At 66.1% G+C, this 21830-nt stretch carries 20 protein-coding genes; 5 read left to right on the plus strand and 15 right to left on the minus strand.

All coding sequences use genetic code 11. The features are described from left to right. Nucleotides 1–35 precede the first annotated feature (35 nt). From EV560_RS17870 to EV560_RS17905, 8 genes are all read right to left on the minus strand, one after another. Nucleotides 36–824 (minus strand): alpha/beta fold hydrolase, encoded by a 789-nt coding sequence (locus EV560_RS17870; protein ID WP_131857126.1) that lies wholly within the window; start codon nt 822–824, stop codon nt 36–38. A gap of 166 nt (nt 825–990) precedes the next feature. Further along, nucleotides 991–1746, minus strand: a complete 756-nt coding sequence (locus EV560_RS17875; RefSeq protein WP_248312107.1) for an SDR family NAD(P)-dependent oxidoreductase — start codon at nt 1744–1746, stop codon at nt 991–993. 490 nt (nt 1747–2236) lie between these two features. Further along, the gene (locus EV560_RS17880) at nt 2237–2545 is read right to left on the minus strand and encodes a hypothetical protein (RefSeq protein ID WP_207908063.1); all 309 of its coding nucleotides are present in this window, start codon (nt 2543–2545) and stop codon (nt 2237–2239) included. A gap of 101 nt (nt 2546–2646) precedes the next feature. Then, nucleotides 2647–3552: a haloacid dehalogenase type II gene (locus EV560_RS17885; RefSeq protein ID WP_248312108.1), complete on the minus strand. Its 906-nt coding sequence runs from the start codon at nt 3550–3552 to the stop codon at nt 2647–2649. 34 nt (nt 3553–3586) lie between these two features. After that, nucleotides 3587–4144 (minus strand): tautomerase family protein, encoded by a 558-nt coding sequence (locus EV560_RS17890; RefSeq protein WP_131857127.1) that lies wholly within the window; start codon nt 4142–4144, stop codon nt 3587–3589. Nucleotides 4145–4320: 176 nt separating this feature from the next. After that, on the minus strand, nt 4321–5139 hold the full coding sequence (locus EV560_RS17895; RefSeq protein WP_248312109.1) for a pirin family protein: 819 nt from the start codon (nt 5137–5139) through the stop codon (nt 4321–4323). 38 nt (nt 5140–5177) lie between these two features. Beyond that, the gene (locus EV560_RS17900; protein ID WP_207908053.1) at nt 5178–5396 is read right to left on the minus strand and encodes a rubredoxin; all 219 of its coding nucleotides are present in this window, start codon (nt 5394–5396) and stop codon (nt 5178–5180) included. Nucleotides 5397–5641: 245 nt separating this feature from the next. Continuing rightward, entirely contained in the window at nt 5642–6337 is a 696-nt protein-coding gene (locus EV560_RS17905; protein WP_248312110.1) for a GntR family transcriptional regulator, read from the minus strand. Between the two features lie 969 nt (nt 6338–7306). Here EV560_RS17905 and bcsA point away from each other — a divergent pair. From bcsA to EV560_RS17930, 5 genes are all read left to right on the plus strand, one after another. Next, complete coding sequence (gene bcsA / locus EV560_RS17910) at nt 7307–9619, plus strand: UDP-forming cellulose synthase catalytic subunit (protein WP_131857128.1); 2313 nt, start codon at nt 7307–7309, stop codon at nt 9617–9619. A gap of 39 nt (nt 9620–9658) precedes the next feature. Further along, the gene (locus EV560_RS17915) at nt 9659–12052 is read left to right on the plus strand and encodes a cellulose biosynthesis cyclic di-GMP-binding regulatory protein BcsB (RefSeq protein ID WP_131857129.1); all 2394 of its coding nucleotides are present in this window, start codon (nt 9659–9661) and stop codon (nt 12050–12052) included. After that, entirely contained in the window at nt 12049–13176 is a 1128-nt protein-coding gene (locus EV560_RS17920) for a family 8 glycosyl hydrolase (RefSeq protein WP_131857130.1), read from the plus strand. The genes EV560_RS17915 and EV560_RS17920 overlap by 4 nt, the downstream gene beginning before the upstream one ends. Before the next feature lie 11 nt (nt 13177–13187). After that, nucleotides 13188–14984, plus strand: coding sequence for a hypothetical protein (locus tag EV560_RS17925; protein ID WP_131857131.1), 1797 nt, complete (start codon nt 13188–13190; stop codon nt 14982–14984). A 136-nt stretch (nt 14985–15120) separates the two neighbouring features. Next, complete coding sequence (locus tag EV560_RS17930) at nt 15121–15771, plus strand: GGDEF domain-containing protein (RefSeq protein ID WP_131857132.1); 651 nt, start codon at nt 15121–15123, stop codon at nt 15769–15771. A 30-nt stretch (nt 15772–15801) separates the two neighbouring features. Here EV560_RS17930 and EV560_RS17935 read toward each other — a convergent pair whose 3' ends face one another. The 7 genes from EV560_RS17935 to EV560_RS17965 all read right to left on the minus strand — a co-directional run bounded on the left by EV560_RS17935 (nt 15802) and on the right by EV560_RS17965 (nt 21734). After that, nucleotides 15802–16032 carry a hypothetical protein gene (locus EV560_RS17935; protein ID WP_131857133.1) on the minus strand — a complete coding sequence of 77 codons (231 nt, stop codon included), beginning with the start codon at nt 16030–16032 and terminating at the stop codon, nt 15802–15804. A gap of 172 nt (nt 16033–16204) precedes the next feature. Then, nucleotides 16205–16447 (minus strand): hypothetical protein, encoded by a 243-nt coding sequence (locus tag EV560_RS17940; protein ID WP_131857134.1) that lies wholly within the window; start codon nt 16445–16447, stop codon nt 16205–16207. An 11-nt stretch (nt 16448–16458) separates the two neighbouring features. Continuing rightward, a complete protein-coding gene (locus EV560_RS17945) occupies nt 16459–16881 on the minus strand; it encodes a cupredoxin domain-containing protein (RefSeq protein ID WP_131857135.1) in 423 nt (140 codons plus the stop codon). A gap of 83 nt (nt 16882–16964) precedes the next feature. After that, nucleotides 16965–17297, minus strand: coding sequence for a c-type cytochrome (locus EV560_RS17950; RefSeq protein WP_207908054.1), 333 nt, complete (start codon nt 17295–17297; stop codon nt 16965–16967). A 131-nt stretch (nt 17298–17428) separates the two neighbouring features. Next, entirely contained in the window at nt 17429–18706 is a 1278-nt protein-coding gene (locus EV560_RS17955; RefSeq protein WP_207908055.1) for a PQQ-dependent sugar dehydrogenase, read from the minus strand. A 512-nt stretch (nt 18707–19218) separates the two neighbouring features. Beyond that, nucleotides 19219–20619, minus strand: coding sequence for a DHA2 family efflux MFS transporter permease subunit (locus EV560_RS17960; RefSeq protein WP_248312111.1), 1401 nt, complete (start codon nt 20617–20619; stop codon nt 19219–19221). Nucleotides 20620–20828: 209 nt separating this feature from the next. Beyond that, complete coding sequence (locus EV560_RS17965) at nt 20829–21734, minus strand: LysR substrate-binding domain-containing protein (RefSeq protein WP_131857136.1); 906 nt, start codon at nt 21732–21734, stop codon at nt 20829–20831. Between the last annotated feature and the right edge of the window lie 96 nt (nt 21735–21830).

The following is a 21830-nucleotide window of genomic DNA, read 5'->3' on the forward strand; positions in this document are numbered from 1 at the left end:
CTTTCCTGGTGCTGATGGGTTGCCCGACGCGCCGCTCACGGGGCCGAGGCGGCATCCTTGACGAGCGAGGCGATCTCGGCCGGATGCGAGACCATCAGCGCGTGGGATGCGTCCTTGATGAGCACGGCCTTCACCGCCCGGGCCCGCTGCGCCATGAAATCCATCGCCGCGACCGGGATGTTGCGGTCGCCGGAGCCGTAGATCATGTAGCTCGGCAGCCTCTTCCACGAGGGATCGCCGGACGGCTCCGCCAGGGCAGTCTCCGCCACCGGGCGCTGTGTCGCCGCCATGACCAGCGCCTGCTCCTGGGAGACGTCGGCGGCGAACTGGGTCCGGAACTTGTCGGGCTGGATGTAGAGATCGCGCCCGCCGCCGGGCAGAGCGACCGGAAGGAGCGCATCCCCCAGGGTGCTGCCGGGGAATTTTCCGGACAGGCTGAGGCTCGATTCACCGCTCTCCGGGGCAAACCCCGCCACATAGACCAGCGCTTTGACGTTGGGATTGCCGTTGGCGGCTTCGGTGATCACCGGCCCGCCATAGGAATGGCCGACGAGAACGACCGGCCCGGAAATCGACCTGACGATGCTGGCGACTGCGGCTGCGTCCTGCGCGACCCCGCGCAGCGGATTGGCGGCAGCGATCGTGCGATAGCCGTCCCGATTGAGCCTCGTGATCACCTCGCTCCAGCTCGACGATTCCGCAAAAGCGCCGTGCACCAGGATGATGGTGGGCTTGGCCTGCTGCGGCTCGGTGGCCTGGAGCACGCCTGTGCCAGGGCCCGCCAGCATCAGGGCGGCAGCCAGTATGAGGGCGCCAGCTCGCATTCGGTGTCTCCTTCGCGATGTGTCTCAGGGTGCGGGATCAAGAATGCCCCGCACCCGCCGCCGGGCCCATTGAGCGAGGGATCGCGTCAGCCAGTCCGGAAGCACAGGTTGGATACCCCCCTGGAACAGCACGACTGCCCGGGGGGATGAGGCATCGGCGGTCCGCTCAGGTCAGCCCCAGGCCGCCATCGACGGCGAGCACCTGGCCGGTGACCCAGGCCGAAGCCGGCTCGGCGAGCTGGACGATCCAGCGGGCGACCTCTTCCGGGTTGCCGCGCCGCTTGAGCGGGATCTGCTCGCGCTCCTGCGCCTTGATGGCGGCCGCCTGTTCCGGCGAGAGCCCCATCATCCCCGTCAGCGCGCCCGATTCAGTCGGGCCGGCGGCGACGGCGTTGACCCGGATGCCATGGGGGGCAAGCTCCAGCGCCCAGCAGCGGGTCAGGTGCTCCAGGGCCGCCTTGCTCGCAGCGTAATGCGAGAGACCGGCGCCCGGCTTGTGGCCGAAGGTGCTGGATATATTGACGATCGCTCCTTTCGTCGCGATCAGATGCGGCAGCGCTGCCGCCGCAAGCAGGCTGGGCCCGATCACGTTCACCGCGAAGATGCTCGCAATGCGCTCGGCCGTGACCTCCGCCAGCGGCAGAATGGCACCGGCACCGGCATTGTTGACGAGAACATCGAGGCGGCCCCAGGTCTCGATCGCCTTGCCGACGGTCCTTTCGGCATCCTCGGGCGAGGCCACATCCGCGACCAGCGCGGTGATGTTCGGGTGGATCGAGGCGGCCTCCTCGAGAGCCGCGGCCCGCCGGGCCGTGACGATCACCTTGGCGCCCAACTCGGCGAAATCCAGAGCTGCCGCCCGGCCGATGCCGGAACTGCCGCCGGTGACAATGACGACCTTGTCCTTCAGACCACTCATCATGCTTGCTCTCTTCGCTTGATGGCTGCGTTCACCGGTGCCTCCGGCAAAAACAGCCGACGCTCTCAACCAGTCCCCGAAGCGGGCCTGGCCAGTCGCGATCCAGTGAAGGGAACATGCCCGACGGTGTCGGCTAAGACCTTGCCGGCGGCTTGGACGATGCTCCAATTTCCCTTGGTTCTTCGTCCAAACAGCCACAGCTTCGCCCGAGCCAATGCCGAGCTCGCGGATCTACACTTCGCCGGCGAGCCCGGCCGTAGAGATCCCGGTCGCCGCCAAGGCTATCCGTTCGTTCGGACGCGCAGCTTTCTGCCATCCAGCCAGAGCGGGCTCGAGCAGGCCGGCTCGACAATGGGAGGCCGGGCAGCGCGGGACCCTGCCGGGCGGCGCGCCCCGAAGACCCCGATCGATCAGGCGGCGCGGTCCTGGTCCGCGCTCCCCGCAGGATTAGCAGCTTGCCGGGGAGTGGCTTCCGGATATGCGGGCCCCGAGTTCAGCCTCGCGCCAGGAGGCTCTCCGCCAATTCCTGCCACTCCTCGTCGAGCGTCAGGATCGACGGCGCGGCGCCGCTGCGCCGATACCAGTATTCGGCGTTCGATTGATCGCCTTCCTTGCGGTGGAGATAGGCATGGACGCGCGTGCCTGCCGCATCGTCGCGTTCCTGCGCGCGCTCATGCGCCCTGTGCCAATCGCCCTTCGCATCCCACCACAGCGCTTGCAAGGCAGGGCTCAAGCCGGCGGGCGGCTGCGGTTCCGCAAGCGAAACCCTGAAGCTCTTCAGGTCCAATGTCAGCCCCGTCATGTCATCCGAGGTGCCAATCATAGCCGCGCCGGCGGCCAAGCAGTAGTGCGCATCGCGCGGCAGGTCCGGTTTCCGTCTCGGGTGGAGCCGGGCCAAGGCGCTCAAGCCGCTCCCAGCGCGTCGGCCAGCGCGGTGAAGCTGTCGACATGGCAATCGAACCAGCTCTCGGGCGCGACATCAGGGTGGGCAGCGGGGCCGAACTCGAGCGGACGCGCCACGAAGGCCGTGCGCATGCCAAAGGCCCTGGCGGCCTTCAGATCGTATTTGTGGCAGGCGACCATAAGGATCTGGCCGGGCTCATAGCCGAGATAGTCAACGGCCAGTTGGTAGACCACGGGAGCCGGCTTGTAACTCCTTGCCAGCTCCGCAGTGAGGATCGCATCGAAGGGCAAATGCGCCTGCTTGACGATTGCGACGACCGCCGCCATCCCGGCGTTCGACAACGTCGAAATCGTGAAGCGGCGGCGCAGGCGGGTGAGCCCGTCCACGGCATCAGGCCAGGCTTCGAGCCGGGTCCAGATCGCGTTGAGTTCGTCGCGCTCGTGCAGGGCGAACAGGCCGTCGAGCCCGCGTTGCTCCAGCAGTCTGTCCAGGGCTTCGCGATAGATCCGGTCGACCCGCAGCCATGGCCGTTTCCCATCGATCACCGCATCGAGCGCCGTCCGGTAGAGATCGCGCCATTCGGCCGCCAGCTCCGCCCAGTCGAGCGCAAGTCCCTTGCTGCGATTGATCGTGGCGCCGGCGCGCAGCAGCGGTTGATAGTAGTCGGCGCAGGTGCCCTGGACGTCGAAGACGATGGCCCGCAGTTCGTCGCGCCAGTTCGGATGCTCAGAGCATGTCCGCCCTTCTCCAACGCGCGAACATTCGCTATCCCTTTGTCGTGACGCATTTTCTTCACGCGAAGCGGTAGCCACTTCGCTTGAAAACGCTCTCGGTGATGCATCGGGCATCTTTCTCTCCCGGGGTTTGGACTGACGATCGCGCCTGTCGAGACCGGCCAGCGTCATCAGTCCATGTCGGTTACATGCGCCTGGGGCGGCCTCAGCGCGGCTGATCGGCCCACAGGCCGCCGGCATCGGCCGGATAGCCGGCGGCGGCGCGCGCACGCGCCTTGGCCGCGAAATAGGCCTTGGCCCAGGCGAAGCGGCTGCCCGTCTTCGGGAGCCCGACGCTCTCGGCAATATTGGCCAGGCTGATCGTGCGCCCGGCCGCGGCCCAGTTGCCTTCGGGGATCTCGTTGACGATCACCTGAATGCTGTGGCCGGCCTGCGGCCCCGAGGCGGGCCTGACCGCGAGGATCGCCTCCGTCACCCAGGCATGAACCTCGCTCTTGTGAGCGGCGTTCATGTAGCCTTCGGGAATATCGACACGGACGAGGTAGCGCCCCGGCGGTGCGATGTATTCGTCCCCGGCCTCCCCTCCCGCCCACCAGGCGCCGGGCGCGGATTCCTCGAACAGCACCCAGGCGAAGGCGCGGCCGCCCGGCGTGTTCGCTCCGCCCTCCATGCGGATCATGATCTCGGTGAGCCGCTTCGCGAGATCGGCCCTGGCGGTCGCGTCGAGATCGCCGGCGCCGTAGCGGACAGTCATGATCGGCATCTCAGCCTCCCTTCCTGCTGCCCGGACAATCCGGGCTCGACCAGGCGCCGGTGCAGAGCGGCGATTTGCAGGTGGCGCGGAATGGACAGGGCGATGGCCCCGCCCCCGCTCCGGACAAGGGCCGCGCGGTCGGCTGCCGCACGCTCTTGCGGAGAACGACGACCGGCTCGGAGCGCTTAGTGACCGACATGTTCGCTCTCCCATGCCTTGATCTTGGCGTCGTCGATCATGATCGTCTCGACGATCAGCACGTCGCTGTCGTCTTCCAGGACCTCGATCTCGATCGACTCGGTGTTCCAGACGCCCTTGCTGTCGCGCGGGCCGAGCTCGGTGCCGCAGCAGCGGATCGAACCCTCGCGCACGAAGACATAGGCGCCGTGCGACAGCGTCCGCAGCTGGTAAGGGAAGCGATTGCCGGCATCGCCCATCAGGCGTGAGACGCTGAGATCCTGCTGGATGGGCAGCGCGCCATCCGCCTCGCCGACAAGCTGCACGACCTCGTTGCGGCGTTTGCGGAAGTCGAAATGGCCGCGATGATAGGTCGGCGGCATGTAGAGCTGCTCCGGCAGGAGCCAGAGATAGATCACGTGCATGTCCTCGGGCGTGACGCTGAGCTCGCAATGCTTGCCGCCCGAGCCGGCCGAGAAGACGTAATAGTCGCCCGCCTGGAGACGGTCGACCATGCCGGCGCCTGCCGTGTTGAGATGGGTGAGCTCGCCGGCGAAGACGAAGGCGCAGATCACGAAATTATGGTGCGGATGCATGTTGTAGCCGCATCCTGACCCGTGAAAGACCTCCTCGCCGAAGACCCTCACCGTACCGAAGCCGGGGCGGCCGCTCTGGTACTGGTTGAAGTTGAAGCTCGATGCGCGGGTGATGAACGCATCGGGGTGACCGGCAAGATAGGATGCGCGCGATCCGTCCGACTTGAGCATCTGATGTCCGCGCTCGGCGCTGCGGATGACGAATGTGCTGTTCATAGCTGTGTCGTTCATGGCTGCGTCGTTCATGGCCTTGGCCTCCTGGGGCTTGTTCAGGCTTTCTGGGCGAGCTCGGGACCGCCGGCGGCGTAGCCGATCACCACCATCTCGAACATGTGCTTGGGCGTGCCGCAGTCGGGGCAGACCCAGCTCTCGGGGATATCGGCCCAGCGCGTGCCGGGAGCCAGGCCGTGCTCGGGCAGCCCGAGCGCTTCGTCATAGGAAAAGCCGCAGCCGAGACACATCAGCCGCTTCAGGGGTTCTGTGGTCATGTCAGCCTCGTGGGTAGTAGTGTGTAACGCGCTACTTATAGCGTGTGACGCGCTACTATGCCATCACACATGAGCGCGCAAGCGCTTTTTTCAGCGCCGCCGACGTTTTTTTTCAGATTCGGGAATGGTGCGCGGCCGTCGCAGCAAAGCGTTTTCAAGCGAAGCGGATAGCGGCTCGCGCGAAGACAATACGATAAAACAAAAGCTTAGAGCATTCCTGCGATTCGCAGAAACGCGGACATGCGTTAGCGGCGCAGGCCCTTCGCCTTGGTCTCGCGGGTGACCTTGAGCAAGGCGTCGGTGAAGATGGGCTCCCAGGAGCGAATATGATGCTTCAGCACCTGCCGAAGCCCGTCGACATCGCCGATCTCGGCGAGTTCGATGATGCGGTAATGCTCCGCCACGGATTCGCGCTGGCGCTCCTTGCCCGGGTCCGACGCGATCCCATAGAGGCGCATCTTGCCGCGCAACGACATCACCATTTCCGTGAGGAGCTCGTTATCGGCCTGCTCGGTCAGCGCGTGGTGAAATGCACGATCCGCCTCGAGATAGTCGAGAATGCTGCCGCGCTCGACGGTCTCAGCGACGTGATCGGCGATACGGCGCAGCTCGCTGAGATCCTTCCGGCGCTTCAGCGCCACGATCTCGGCCGCGTTCAGCTCCAGGATCTCGCGAATATCGAACAGGTTGCGCAATTGCGCGAGCGTCGGCGTGACCACCTTGAAGCCGCGATTGCGCATCGGCTCGATCAAGCCGCCGCGCGCGAGCTCCAGCAGCGCCTCCCGAACCGGCGTGGTCGATATGCCCAATGTGGCGGCCAGGCTGGGCACCGAATACATCGTGCCGGGAGCGGCCTCCCCCGCGATGATTTCGGCGCGGACATGCCGAAGCACCTGCTCGCGAAGATTGCCGTCAGCCGGCCGTTCCAGAATCATCGTCATGGCGACATATGTAGCGCGCTACTTACGCATTGCAAGCGGCAGGTCGGACTGGGGTCCATTGTTCGAGGCGCCGCTGGCGGCTGCCACCACCCGGATGCCGGGGGCTGGTCGGCGGGAGACAGCTGAAGGTCACGCCAACTCCGCATTGGCACGGCCCGAAGCCGGCCTGCCCCGCGAACAACGCCGCGCAGGTGAGGACCATTGACGCGATGCAGCAACGGCACAACCCGCGAGCGAGGGGCTGCAGGCCTTCTCGACGACTTTCGCCGCCCCCCCGGCCGGAAAAGCAAAGCATGTCGTCCCGGTCCGCTTTCAGGCAGCACAACCGATGTCGGCAGTTGGCGCCAGACCAACGCCAAGCAAGACTCTCTGAAGGCCTTTGCGATCCGATCCTCGAGTGGCTTGATGATGTATTCGAGCGGGCACCACATCGGCACTATGTCTTTTGACATAATTCAGAGTGGCCGAATTTCTGTCATGGACGCGCTTTTAGTCAGCTACCGAAATAGGCACTATGAATGCCAGTGCACAAAAATTCGGATATGCCGAAAAACTCGTCACATACGTCAAAAAATGTCCATTTTCTACGCACTGTATCGAGTCTATCACGGCAATATTTCGTCTGAAACTTTTCGTAAACTTTAGAAAACTTTGCACTTATATCACTAATAACCCAGTCGAATATCGAATAAGCCAGATCATGCCACGCCTAAACTCCGAAAAGAGATACCTTCCCTATCTAAATCTCACTCGAATTGACCTTCAACAGTTCCCGACTCAATTGCCCCAACGGAAATTCACCAATTATTAACCGATAGCCTGCGCGCATCGCCGCCATGATTAATCAATTCATACTAGCACGCCTATATAGTGAAAAATCGAGCTTTCTAAATCGTAAAACCTCCCTATTCTCCGCCGCAGTGCAGCGTCACATGTAGACGAGTGCGTTCAGTGTAAGAGGGCGGCGTTATGGGTAAATTTGCGATCCGCGGATTGTGGGTATTGATTGCAACAATATTCACCGTTTTCGTCACCCAACCCATCGGAATCAAATTACACTTCATGCTGAGCCTGTCCGCATTGGCGGTCATGCTCGCAATTTCGACGTTACGACTGGCCGGAATCTGGCGACATATATTCCTCGCGCTCGCATCCATGTTGATCATCCGGTACATCTATTGGCGCGTTACGGAAACGATCCCGGATCCATCGCAACTTCTCGACTTCATTCCCGGCGTCATGCTGATCGCCGCGGAACTCTACTGCATCGGCATGCTGGGCCTCGGGCTCTTCGTCAACGCCCAGCCGGTCACGCGGCCTCAGGCGCCGCAGCTCAGCGACCAGGAGCTTCCGACGGTCGACGTCTTCGTGCCGTCCTATAATGAAGATCAGGATCTCGTCGCCGTCACGCTCGCGGCCGCCAAGGCGCTCGACTATCCCGGGGACAAGCTGACCGTCTATCTGCTCGACGATGGCGGCACGGACGAGAAGATCTATGCGGCCGACCCGGTGGCCGCAGCCAAGGCGGCCGCACGCCGCCGCTCCATGCAGACGCTCTGCGCGGAATTGGGCGTCCGCTACCTCACCCGCCAGCGCAACCTCCACGCCAAGGCTGGCAATCTGAATAACGGCCTCGCCAACTCGACCGGCGAGCTCGTGGTGGTCTTCGATGCGGACCATGTTCCGGCGCGGGAGTTCCTGCGCGAGACCATCGGCTTCTTCGGCCGCGAACCCAAGCTCTTCCTGGTCCAGACGCCGCATTTCTTCGTCAACCCCGATCCGCTCGAGCGGAACCTGTCGACCTTCGCGAAGATGCCGTCCGAGAACGAGATGTTCTACGGCGCGATCCAGAAGGGCCTCGACAGCTGGAACGCCGCGTTCTTCTGCGGCTCGGCCGCCGTCCTGCGCCGCACGGCGCTCGACGAGGTCGGTGGTTTCGCCGGCGTGACCATCACCGAGGATTGCGAGACCGCGCTCGAGCTGCATGCCCGCGGCTGGAAGAGCCTCTACGTGCAGAAGCCGCTGATCGCGGGCCTCCAGCCCGAGACCTTCGAAGCCTTCGTCGGCCAGCGCTCGCGCTGGGGCCAGGGCATGATGCAGATCTTCATGCTGAAGAATCCGCTGTTCAAGCGCGGGCTGAGCCTCGCCCAGAAGCTCTGCTACCTGTCGAGCAACCTGTTCTGGTGGTTCCCGTTCTCGCGGCTGATCTTCATGATCTCGCCGCTGTTCTTCATCCTGTTCAACCTGCAGATCTATGACGCGTCGCCGCAGGACTTCGTCGCCTATACGCTGACCTATATCGCCGCGGTGCTGCTCACCCAGAACTACCTCTACGGCCGGCTGCGCTGGCCCTGGATCTCCGAGCTCTACGAATACGTGCAGTCGGTCTATCTCGCCGGCGCGCTCGCCAGCGCATTCCTCAATCCGCGCGCGCCGAAATTCAACGTCACGCAAAAGGGGACTTCGCTCAGCGAAGACAACCTGTCCCGCCTGGCCCTGCCCTTCTACGTCATCTTCGGGGTACTGGTCGCGGCGACCATCTACACCGTTGCGCGCTATGTCGCGGAGCCGGCCTCGCGGGATCTGCTGTTCGTCGTCGGCATCTGGAACATCTTCAACACGGTCCTCGCCGGGCTTGCGCTCGGTGTCGTCTCCGAGCGGCGCGAGCGCCGCAGCGTCCAGCGCCTCGCCACCAATCGCCGTGGTGAGCTGCTGGTCCAGGGCCAGCCTGTCCCGGTGCTGCTCATGGATGCCTCGATCGGCGGCCTGAAGGTCAAGGTTGCGGATCTGGCCGGCCAGCCGCTCTCGCCGGGGCGCCACTCGGCCCTGATCCGCGTCCCCCGCAGCGATGGCGAGGGCGTGTTCGAAGCCCCGGTGACGATCTCCTCGGTCAGGACCGTCGAGGGCGCGCGCCTGCTCGGCCTGCGCTTCAGCGCGGTCGGCGGCGATCGCCACGGGCTCGTTGCGGATGTCGCCTATGGCGATCTCGCCGGGGTCCGGGCGATGCGGGCAGCGCGCCACCGGCAGCGCAACCTTGTCCTGGCGACGCTCGAGACCGCGATCTGGGGCATTCGGGAAACAGCGCGCGGCCTGTTCTTCGCGCTCTTCCGCCGCACGCCGACGCCGGCGGCCGTCGCCGATGTCGAGGCCCTGCCTCGCGTCCCGGCGCCCGTCAGTGCCGCCGAGCCAAGCGAAGACGCCGCGATCGCCAGCCCGCGCCACGAGCCCGGCCTACGTCTCGAGCCCAGGCTGCCGCAGGCCGGCGCGTTCAGCGCCGCCTGAGCCCTGCCTTCCCGCTCTCTGGAATCCACGGAGTCACACATGCGTACGATCAAACTGGCTCTGCTCGCCACAGTGGCGACGCTGAGCCTCGGAGCGGCTTGTCACGCCCAGAGCGATGCCAGCGCCAACCAGACCCGGACGCGGCTGTTCGCCGCCCCGCTCGGAAGCAAGCCCGCGGCCGACGCTCAGTTCCGCCCGCTCGCGGCCACCCCGGAAGTGCTGGTCCTGCGCGGCGAATATGCAAGCGACGAACGCGCCGTCTTCCTGTCCTCGGCCGAGGTCCTGCGGGCGACCGCCTTCCGCGTCGCCTTCTCGAACGCGGTCTCCAATCTGCCGGAGGGGTCACGCCTCGCCGTCCGGATCAACGATCAGACGATCGGCGAGGTCCCGCTCGATGCGAGCTGGCAGAAGGGCAACGCGGTGATCGCGATCCCGCCCGGGGTCCTGGCCGCGGGTTTCAACTCGGTTCGCTTCGTCGCGACGCAACGCCACCGCGTCGACTGCAGCGTCGCCGCGACCTATGAACTCTGGACCGAGATCGCGACGGCCCAGAGCGGCTTCGTCGGGCTCAGCCCCGCGGCGCAGGTTCGCCGCCTGGCCGATCTGCCGGCGCTGGTCGGGACGGCGTCGGAAATGACTGAGATCCGGCTGCGGCTCGGCCCGGACTCCGACACCGCTGCGCTCGACCGCGCGATGCGCGCTGCGAATGCGCTGATCCTGAACAGCTTCATGCAGCGCCCGAAGATCGAGGCTGCCTCCGAGCCGGGCGAAGGCCCGGGTCTCGACCTCGTCATCGGCGGCGCCGCGCCGGCGAACAGCGTGCAGCTCGAACCCGATCTGGGGCTGTTCCTCGGCCATGATCCGTCTTCCCTGCGCAACAGCCTGACGATCCAGAACCTGCCGGGCATCCCGGTCGAGACGACCCTGGCGCGGCTCGAGGCCCGGGCCGCCGCGCGGATCCCGGTCGGCACCGCCGCCGGACGGCGCGCGCTCGCCAATACGATCGGCCGGCGCGCCGAGGGCGGCAGCACGCTGACCTTCGCCGATCTCGGACTGGACAGCCGCACGTTCGACGGGCGCTTCCTGCAGACCTCGGCGCGCTTCTCGCTGCCGCCGGACTTCTTCGCCGCGCCCTATGGCAACGCTTCGCTGACCCTCGACAGTTCGTTCATGGGCGAGGCCCGCGCCGGCAAACTGATCAATATCCGCGTCAACGACCAGATCGCGGCGGTCATCCCGATCAACCAGCGGGGCTCCGGCATCGCCGACCAGCGGCGCATCGACCTGCCGATCCAGATGTTCAAGCCGGGCTTCAACACGCTGACCTTCGAGGCGAATCTGGCCGGCAATACCAATGCCTGCGATGCCACGCTGCCGCGCAGCGACGCCTCGCGGCTCTTTGTCGGTGGCACCAGCAAGCTCAGCTTCGGGGCCCTGGCGCGGGTCGAGGTCTATCCCAACCTCTCGGCCACGCTCGGCCGCGGTTTCCCCTATAGCCGCGACGCGGCGCCGATCGCTGTCGCGGTCTCCGGCTCCGATGCGCGCTATCTCGACGGCGCCCTGACCTGGGTCGGACGCATGACCTCGGCCAGCGGCACGCCGGTCTCTGCGAGTTTCCACTTCGGCCAGCTCGACGATGCCGAGACGGCCGGCCTGTTCTTCGGCCCGCCGTCGGAGGCGTCGCAGACCCTGGCGCGGACCGTGCAGCGCAATGGCGGCTCCGCGACTGCGAGCAATGCCGCCTCCCGACAGGCCGACCTGCGCCTCGCGGCCGCGCCCGGCGACCGGACCGTCCAGTCGGACGCCGCTCCCGCCCCGATGGGCGCGGGGCGCCGCCTCGAGAAGCAGCCGGCTGAGACGGCTGTACCGGTCGCCGCGGACAGCAGCGCGCTCGACAGCGTGCTGTCGAAATTCGGCATCGCCCAGCGCCTCGTCCATGGCGATCTCGGGGCCGTCACCTCCTGGCTCCAGGATTTCGGCCTCCTCGACAAGATCGATGCGCTCGACGGGAGCAAGGTCTCGGCCGCCTCGGCCGACGGGCTGCTGATCCTCCAGGATGTCGGCTCGCCGGCCGGCCTGTCGCTCTGGCGCTCGCTGTTCGACCGGGCGCATGGCCCGACGGTCAAGACGATGGTGCTGGCGGCCGATCCGGCACAGGTCGGCGACCTGATCGACAAGGCGACCTCGACGCAGTTCTGGGGCCGAATCGCCGGCGAGGTCTCGGTCGTCAAGGCCGATGCCTGGGGACCGGTGAACGGCTTTTCGCGCCAACCGCTCTACCTCGCCTCCGAAGACGTCTCGCCGGCCAATATCCGGCTGTCGCTCGCCGGCTGGCTGTCCCTGAACCGGCACTACTATATCGGCGGCTTCGGCCTCCTGGCCGTGCTGCTGGCCCTGTCGACGGCAGCCGCCCTGAGGACGCGCCGGCCATGACTCCGCGTCGATCCATCGCACTCGCGCTGGCCGGCGGCATGGCCATGGCGAATGCTGCTGCCCTGGCCGCGCCGCAGGCGCCCCGCGAGGTCGTCGCGATGAGCGGAGCCGGCGCCACGTCGAAGCCTGCCGCCAGCCCGCGCGCCGCCGCCATGCTCGCGATGGCCTGGCCCGGCTACCGCCAGGCCTTCATCCAGCCGGAAGGCCGGGTGGTCGACACCGGCAATCACGGCATCTCCCATTCCGAGGGCCAGGGCTATGCCATGGTGCTGGCCGTCGCGGCGCAGGACCGCGAGACCTTCGCCCGCCTCTGGGACTGGACCTCGCGCGAACTCTATATCCGCCCCGACGGCCTCGCCGCCTGGCGCTGGGATCCGGCGCAGACACCGCGCGTCACCGACCGCAACAATGCGAGCGACGGCGATCTGCTGATTGCCTGGGCGCTGGGCGAGGCCGGCCTGCGCTGGGACGTGCCGGAATACACGCAGGCCATGCACAAGATCACCGCGGCGCTGTTCAGCACCGTCGTGATCGAGAGCCGCGTCGGCCCTGTCCTGCTGCCCGGCGTCGAGGGCTTCGACGCCAAGAGCCAGCCGGACGGCCCGGTCGTCAACCTGTCCTACTGGATCTTCCCGGCGATCGATCGCCTGGAGGTGCTGTCGCCGGCACAGGACTGGGCCGGGCTGAGGCGCTCGGGCCTGAGCCTGCTGCGCACGAGCCGCTTCGGCCCGTTGCGGATTCCGCCCGAATGGCTCGCGATCGGCGCCAGGCAGAGCCAGCCCGCCGCCAAGTTCGAACGGCGCTTCAGCTACAACGCCGTGCGCATTCCGCTCTATCTGGCCTGGTCGTCACGCGCGCCGGCCGATCAACTGCGGCCGTTCGTGACCATGTGGAACGCGGCGCAGGATATCGGGCCTTTCATCATCGACATCGATGACGGCAAGGCGAGCGGAAGTTTCGACGCGCCCGGTTACCGCATGATCTTCGCCCTGGCGCAGTGCATCTCCTCGGCAAAGCCCGTTCCCTACGCTTTGGCGACCGGAAAGAACGATCTCTACTACCCCGCAACACTGTCATTGCTGAGCATGCTCGCCATCAGCGAAAGGAGGCCGCTATGTCTTTGAAATCGACTCTCATGTTGACGGCCGTTGCCTTCGGCTATTTCGGCCTCGCCTCGGCCCAGAACGCGCCGATGAAGCTCGACCTGCCCCAGCAGCAAGAGCCCTCCTCCGCATCGGCGAGACCCGCCCTGGCCCCGCGCGAGACGACGCCGGCTGCCCCGCCGCGCAAGGAAGCCGGCCTGAAGCTGCAGCGTCCCGCGGCCGAAGCGCCGGCCGAGGCGATGGCGCCGGCGGGCAAGGCCGTCGACGAGAGCGCGCTGCGCTTCTACGCCTCGCAGGGCGACACGGCCCGCGTCGCGGCCGAGATCCGGCGGCTGAAGACCCTGCACGCCTCCTGGCAGCCACCGGAGGACCTGTTCACGGGGAGCACGGTCGCCATCGACGAGCAGCCGCTCTGGGCGCTCTTCGCCGCCGGCCGCTACGAGGACCTGCGCGAGCAGGTCGCGACGCTGCAGCTCGAGCATCCCGGCTACGTCCCGTCGGCCGACCTCTCCGGCAAGGTGCTGATCGCCGAGCAGCGCCAGCTGATCGTCGCCGCGTCCAACGCCCGTGACTGGGAGCAGGTCATCGCGCTCGCGACCGAGAACCAGGACCTGCTGGTCTGCCGCGAGATCGACGTGCTCTGGCGCGTCGCCGAGGCCTTCGCCTCCTCGGATGATGCCGACCGCGCGATCGAGGCCTACCGTTACATCCTGACCAATTGCGACAATCCCAAGGAGCGGCTCGCGACCGTGCAGAAGGCTTCGGTCGCCTTGCCGGTCAAGTCGGTCGGGGAGCTGATCGCCATGGGCAAGCGCCGCGTCGGCGGCGGCAGCGAGTTCGATGCGGTCAGGCTCGATCTCATCCGCCGCAGCATCGGCGAGGTCGCCAGCGGCAAGAGCGACGATCTGCCGGGTGACCGCGACGTCAAGCTCATCGAGGCCTCGGCGCGACGCGGCAACGCCGACGATGCCGGCCTCCTCGGCTGGTACGCCTATCAGCGCAAGGAGTTCGGCGCGGCACGCGATTGGTTCGCGCTGGCCTCGAAGGCGTCCAAGGATCCCAAGCATCTCGAGGGCATGATCCTCGCGACGCGCAACCTCGGCGAGATCGCCGAAGCGGAGAAGCTGGCCTATGACGGCCGCAATGCCGGCTCGCCGATCCGCAAGGCCTATATCGAGATCGTCGCCAGCGAGATAACCGGCCCCCGGGCGACCAAGCTCTTGCCGGACCGCCAGGCGCGCATCGAGGAGGTCACATCGGCGGAGCAATCCGCGCTCGGGGCGCAGGCTCTCGGCTGGTCCCTCTACAACAACGCCCAGTTCGCCCCGGCTCGTGCCTGGTTCGAGCGCTCGGTCGCCTGGGCTCCGAGCGAGGAGGCGGTGACAGGCCTGGCCGTTGCGGCGCAGCACCTCGGCGAGCGCAAGCTCGCGGCCGAGACGATCGCCAAATACCGCGAGCAATATCCGATGGTCGCCGCGCTGGCGAAGCTGCAGGACCACGCTCCGTCATCGCCGGGCGCCGGCCGCAAGATCGCCGGCCGCAGCAAGGGCGGCGGCCAGGCCGGCTACATCAAGCAGACGATCGCGCTCTACGAGGCCGGCAAATACCGCGAGGCGGCGGCCATCCTCGACAAGCATGAGGGCAGGATGCCGGTCGGCATGAACGAGCTGCGCGGCTGGGCTCACCTCAACGCGCAGGACTATCGCGAGGCCAGCCGGATCTTCTCCGAGATCCAGAAGAAGACCCCGACCAAGACCGCCTCGCACGGCCAGTTCCTGAGCGAGATCGGCACCAGGGGCAATCCGCACCGCTGGTGGGACGCCAACTGACCGCCGCGCGAGACTTACTGCGACCCAAGACTTGCCGCGGCAGGGACTTGCCGCGGCCAGGACCTGCCACGGCCAGACCTGCCGCGACCCGAGACCTGCCGCGGCCCAAGACCTATCGACAGCCCGAGAGCTCCTCATGTCCACGCCCTGGAAACTGACGCTTTCCCAAAAGAAGCGGATCAAGAACCTCGCCTCTGCCGCGCGGCCCCGGCCAGCGCTGCAGCAACTCCAGGCTCGGCGCGTCGAGAAGCTGGAAAAATCGCTGAAGCAGGCGGAGGCTGCGCTGCAGCGCATGCGCGCTCTCGCCTATCTCGACGATCTCTGCCAGATCCACAACCGGCGGGCCTTCAACGAGGAGCTGAACAAAGTGACCGATCTGGCGTGGCGCTATGGCCATGTCGCGAGCGTGGTCATCTTCGACGTCAATCGCTTCAAGGAGGTCAATGACAGCTATGGCCACGCAATCGGCGACCTGGCGCTGATCGCGGTGGCCCAGGCGATCAGGTCCAGCGTCCGCGCTTCGGATTTCTCCGCACGGATCGGCGGCGACGAATTCGCGATCATTCTCCATCACATCGACGAAGCCGACGCCCAGGCGAAGGCGGACGAGATCTGTTCGCTGATCGCAAGCACGCAGATCGACACCGGCGCCGGCATCATCGGCGTGACCGCCTCGGCGGGCCTCTCGAGAATCCGGCGAGCTGGCGCCGACCAGGCGTTCGCGGCGGCCGACAACGCGATGCTCCGGCAAAAGCGCGCGTCCAGGACGATCTATTGCTTCTCCTGATTTGTGGAGCGTCCCGAGATCCGGGCGTGCCTAGGGTCTGTTGCGTCGACCTGCCCAGCGCCATCCCAGCCACCCGCCGATGCAGCCGAAGATCAAGCCGCCAATCGGTCCGAGCTGGAAAACGGCGCCCATAGCGAAGGCACCTTCAAATTGGGAGACGCCCGTGAGTTCGCCGATCGTCAGAGCTGCCGCGGCGGTGAGCACCCAGCCCAGCACCAGTCCCAGCAAGGCGGCAAGAAAGCAGATCAGAACCTTCATCATCCGGCCCACTACCTGTCAGGATTCAGTCCGCAACAGTCATGCAGCACGGGCGACCCGGCGGGAAGTTCCGGCGAGTCGGCGCCGTTCCCGGGCCGGTCCTTCGACCGCGGCAACGTCCCCCGCCAGCAGGCCAGGCTCAAGGCCTCCTACGCGTTCCGACTGCCTCGGCCTGTCATTGTGCGAGGGCCTTGCGAGCGTCGTTCACGGCATCGATGCACTCATCATATTCGCCTTCCTGATCCTCGCGGCGTGCCACCCGCAAGGCCGCTTCCAGTTTTCTCAAGGTGGCCTGCGGCGGCTTCTTGGCGATCTCCGCCTGGATCATCGTGATGCCGCTCTTGCAGTCGGAGCGGTCATCGGCGTGAGCGGGGACCGTCCAGATGATGAAAGCGGCCAACAGCAGCAGAATCCGCATGTTTGCCTCCGTCATTTCACGATGAACCTGCCGGTCATGCCTTTGCTTTCGAGGCCCTGGATGAACCAGGGGTACTCGCCTGGGCGGATCGCAACAAACTCGACATGGATCGTGCCCTGATCATCAAATTCGAGATGATGAGGGGCGCCGAGCATGTGAATTTCGAGATGGTTGATGACGATCTGATTGATCCAGATATGGCGGAAGAGTTCCGGTGCGAAGAACTTGTATTCCTTGGAGCCTTTCGCCGTTATCGACAGGCGATAGGACTTGCCGGATTCGAGTTCGATCTCTTTCCGGGACACGGCGAAGTCGTCACCATCGTCATTGCCGAGCACGAGCTCGGGCAGGTCTGTTCGGCCCCTGACGAGGTCCATAGCCGCTGCCTGGCTTAAACCGGACAGGGCTGCCAGCAAGATCAAAAGGAGACGCATCTTACCCTCCTGGTTGCCAACTATGTCCTTCTATTGCCGACGTCCTGTCCGCGGCGACGGCCCTCTCCGGGCGCTCCCGCCGCCTATTGCTGGGACAAGATCCACTTGACCAAAGTCTCGGCATCCTCCGACGAAACGCTCGCTTGAGGAGGCATCGGTGTCGGCCCCCAGTTGCCGCCGCTGCCTTTCACGACCTTTTCGCTGAGGGTTTTGAGCGCCGTTTCATCCTTGGCGTAGCGCTCGGCGACAGCCTTGAAGGCCGGCCCGATCATCTTCCGCTCGATATGGTGACAGGCGACGCAGTTCTTGCTTCTGGCCAGTTCCGGGCTCGCTGAAGCGGCCGTCGATGCCAGGGGCAAGGCGAAGAGCATTGTCGCGACGTGTCGAAAACGGAGCATGGGCAGGATTCCCATCATGCGCGCGACCCCAGCCCGAACGGCATTGCGCGGTAGTGGCGGGCGCGGTCGGGCACAGCCCGGAAGGAGGCGGCAGCCGCGTCGCCGCTGCGGCGGCGCGGCTGCCATCGAGCTCAGTTCGGCTTGCGGGCTCAGTTCGGCTTGAGCTGGTAGACGTCGCCCTGGTCGGTGGCGACGTAGAGGTTGCCGTCCGGCGCCTGCACGGCGGAGCGGAAGCGTCCGGCCGGCATCGGCAGCGAGACCGTGCTGCGTTTGGCGGATGAGCCGTCGGGCGCGATGTCGAGCACGTCGAGGCGGTTGCCCACCGGCGTTCCGTGGATGCCGATCCCCATGAAGGTCACGAGCATCCGGCCGTTCCAGTCCTTCCATTGCGGGCCGTTCAGGAACGCGCATGACGACATGCCCTGCGACAGCGTCTCGTTGTTCCAGGCCGGCTTCATCGCGTTCGGATAGGTCTTGGTGTCGGTCATCGGCATGAAGGCCGCCCGTTCCTTCGGGTCGACCGCGCCCATCTGGTTGGGTGAGTAGCCGCAATACTGGCCGGGGCAGTCGCCGCGGCCGGCGATATTCGGGCGCGGATCCCAGCCGGCATTGCCACCGGCCGTGAGCGCCGTCACTTCGTCGCTATGCCAGGGGCCATTCTCCGCCGTGTAGGGCTGGTTGGAGCCGGGGCGGAAGCAGATGCCCTGCGGGTTGCGATGTCCGTAGGTGAAGACCCGGGCGTCGAAGCCCTGGGGCGGGTTGTTGCCCGGCGCGGCCTTGCCGTCCCGGTCGATGCGGAGCACCTTTCCGCCCATCCGGGTCGGGCTTTGCGGCACCTCGCCGTTATGGGTGTCGCCCGACGTCACGTAAAGGAAGCCATCGGCCGGGCCGAAGCGGAGGCGTCCGCCATTATGCGCACCGGGATCGCCGAAGGGGTGGTCGCTGGGCGCCGGCTTGTAGGCGATGTCGGTGACGATGTCCTGGCGGTTCGAGACCTTGGTCAGATCGGGACTGACCGTCAGCCGCAGCACCCGGTTGGTCCCCGGCGCCGTCGTGCTCGATGCCGAGTACACATAGATCTGGCGGTTGGTGGCGAAGTCGGGATCGACCGCCACGCCGTTCATGCCGGCCTGACCGCTACAGAACAGGTCGGCTGCGGTCTCGGCATAGCCCTTGGAATCCTTCATGCCGAGCAGGGCATTGACGGTGCCGGATGGCAGCCGGACCGACAACCCCTTGCATTTCTCGGTGAAGAACATCGTGCCGTCGGGCAGGAACGCCATGTCCCAGGTCAGGTCACGCCCGGACATCACGGCCGTCGCGGCAAGTCCGGGAGTTCCACTTGGGCTTTGGGCCGTCGCTGGTCCGGGCAGGAAGAACGAGGTCAGCAAGGCATAGGGCAACACGAAGTGAATACGTCGAGTCATCGATGTCTCCTCCGAGTTAGTTGGCCTCTCCCCAGAAAAAGCTCCGCCTTCGGCGGAGCATGGGCCGAAGCATTGTTCGGCGGAACAGATTGTTAGGCGACGACCCCCACAAGCGCAATATTGTTTCCAAGAGCGGCATGAGGCGGGGCTGGCCCGTAGGGCCAGCGCCGTCACCTGCATCGCTCGTGGTCGCCAAGCTGAGCCAGGAGCGGGACCGTATCGAGCTCATGCGGCACGAAGGCGCAATGGCCCCGGCCGATTTCCAGCGCCGCCTCAAGCAGGTAGTCGCAAAATCGCCGAATGTATACGCGCAGCGGAGCCATGCTTCCCCCTTCGCACCGTATTGACGCCAACCTGCGAGCGACCGGACTCCCGTGCAGTCGATGTTAGCCGACAAATATGCAGGTTTGCGAGCGCAAGTCGACCAGCCGGCCCGAGGCGCAGATCACAGGGTGCAAGCACCGCTACACCAGGCAAAGAGGTCGCTCACCGCTCCCTGGGGCCGGCCGCGCTCACTTGCCGGCGCGATAGCCGCTGACCTGGCGCCCGTCCTCATCCCGCAGCAGCAGGAATCCTGGAATGGCCAGGATCGGCAGAACGGACAGGGTCAGAAAGGCGTGGTGGAAATCGGCCGGTGTCAGCGGCCCGCCGTCCGGATTGAGCAGCGTCAGAAGCACGGCGCTGAGCGAGACACCGAGGCTGACGCTGAGCTGCTGCAGGATGCCGCCGAGGCTCGTGGCGCGGCTCAGCTTGCTGTCATGCAGGTCCGCATAGGCAAGCGTGTTCGAGCCCATGAACTGGGTCGCGCGCGCCAGTCCGAAGACGAAGATGTAGAGCAGGATCGCCCAGGCCGGCGTGCTCGGGCTGACGAGCGCGAAACCCGCCATCAGGACGGAGGACGCGACGGCACTGCCCACGAGCAGCCTGGCGAAACCGAAACGCCGGAGCAGGTACGACATCGTCCAACGCGAGAGCACCGCGCCGATGCTGACGACAAAGGTCAGCGAGCCCGAGGCAATGGCGCTCATGCCAAAGCCCAATTGCAACATCAGCGGCAGCAGGAAAGGCACGCCGTTGATGGCGATGCGGCACAGCCCGCCGGGCAGCGTGCCGACCATGAAGGAGCGCTCGCGGAACAGGGTGAGATCGACCACCGGAGCCGGGGCCGCGCGGGCATAGCGCGCGAACGCAAGCAAGAGCAGCGCGCCGACGACCAGCAGCGCGAGCGTCACCGGGGCCGGGACCACGGGATGGCTGACATTCTCCAGCGCGAATTGCAGCATCACCACGCCGCTGGCGACCATCAGGAAGCCGCGAAAGTCGAACCTGCTGCGGGTCTCGCTGGGGACGTCCTTGAGGTAACGCAGCGCCAGAACGATGCCTGCGAGCCCGAAGGGGATGTTGGCATAGAAGATCCAGCGCCATGACAGGTAGCTGGTGAGGAAGCCGCCGAGCAGCGGACCGATGACGGGTCCGATGACCGCGGGCAGCGTCATGTAGAGCATCGCCGTCACCAGCTCGCGGCGCGGGAAGCTGCGCAGCAGGATCAGCCGACCGACCGGGGTCATCATCGCCCCGCCAAGGCCCTGGAGGATGCGCATCGCCACCAGCATGCCATAGCTCTCGGCGAGGCCGCACAGCGCCGATGCGATGCTGAAGATGGCAAGGGCCGCGACGAAGACGCGCCGCGCGCCGAAGCGGTCGGCAAACCAGCCGCTGACCGGAATGAAGGCGGCGACGGTCAGCACATAGGCGGTCACCGCGGTGTTCAGGCGGACCGGGGAGGTGTCGAGGCTGCGCGCCATGTCGGGGATGGCGGTGACGATGATCGTCGAATCCAGCTGTTCCATGAGGAACGCCATGGCGACGAGCACCGGGATGAGGACGCGCAGCCGCGGATCGCGCTGCGTCACGAAGCTCGGTTCGTCCTGCGGTTCCCGGGGAGAGGCTGCGGAAGGCTGCCCTTGTTCGACGTCAGACACCCGCAAACCCATCGCCTCCATCTTCAGCGGGCGGAACACTCATCCGCCCCAGCCATCTGCCATCCGCCACCCCGGCCGACGCACAATCGCGACGAGCCGGGCGCCGATCCTGCGCGGACAGAAGGCCCGTTTCCGCAGTGTTACGCGAACTGAGCGCGGATCCAGTCCGCAAAGAGCAGATTGGCCGCGTTCTGACGCTCCCGCTGCGCGACGAGAAAGAAACCCTTCTGTGACGGAACGGTGGCATCGACGGCCTTGACCAGCTGACCCTGGGCGATCAGGTCGTCCGTGAGCAAGGACCAGCCGAGCGCTATGCCCTGCCCCTCGCAGGCGGCCTGCATGACCAGGTGATGGCTGTTGAAGCGAATGCCGGGCTGCAGGCTGCCCGCGCCGATGTCGAGCGCGGCGAACCATTGCTGCCAGCCGAACCGGCCATGGCGGGCATCCTCGTTCGACAGGAGCACGTCCTGCAGGAGCTCTTCCGGCCGCACCAGGTTCGGCCGGCTGCGCTTATACGCCGGGCTGCACACCGGAAACACATCGCTTCGCCGGAGCAGCGTCGCGTCGAAGCCCGACCAGGTGCCATCGCCATAGGCGAGCCCGATCTCGACCTGATCGGCGATCTTCTCGAAGCCGTCATCGGTCGCGACAATGTCGACGGCGATATCGGGGAAGCTGCTGCGAAACTGCGGCAGCCGGCGCAAGAGCCAGAACGTGCCGATCGAAAAGGTGACGCCGACGCTGATCGTCGCCGGCCGGCTGGCGGCGCGGATCTCGCCCGCGGTATCGGCGATCTGGTCGAAGGCGCTGACGACCGAGCGCAGCAGGCGGCGGGCCTCCGGCGTCAGCGCCAGGCCGCGGTGATGACGCTCGAAAAGGTTGACGCCGAGTTCGACTTCGAGGGCACGGACCTGCTGGCTGACCGCGGCCTGCGTCACGCCCAGTTCGGCTGCCGATTTGGTGAAGCTGAGATGCCGCGCTGCGGATTCGAACATGCGCAGGCGCGACATGCGCGGCAGCCTGCCCACATAACTGTCGGAATTCATATCATGTCCCCAAAGGATGCGCGGGCGCTCCCCGGACCGAGCAATAACCGTTCCAGGGACGGGCGGACCAAGCTGCGATTTGGCAAATGGCCCTTG

Source organism: Allobosea sp. BK604, assembly GCF_004341515.1.
Taxonomy (GTDB): Bacteria; Pseudomonadota; Alphaproteobacteria; order Rhizobiales; family Beijerinckiaceae; genus Allobosea.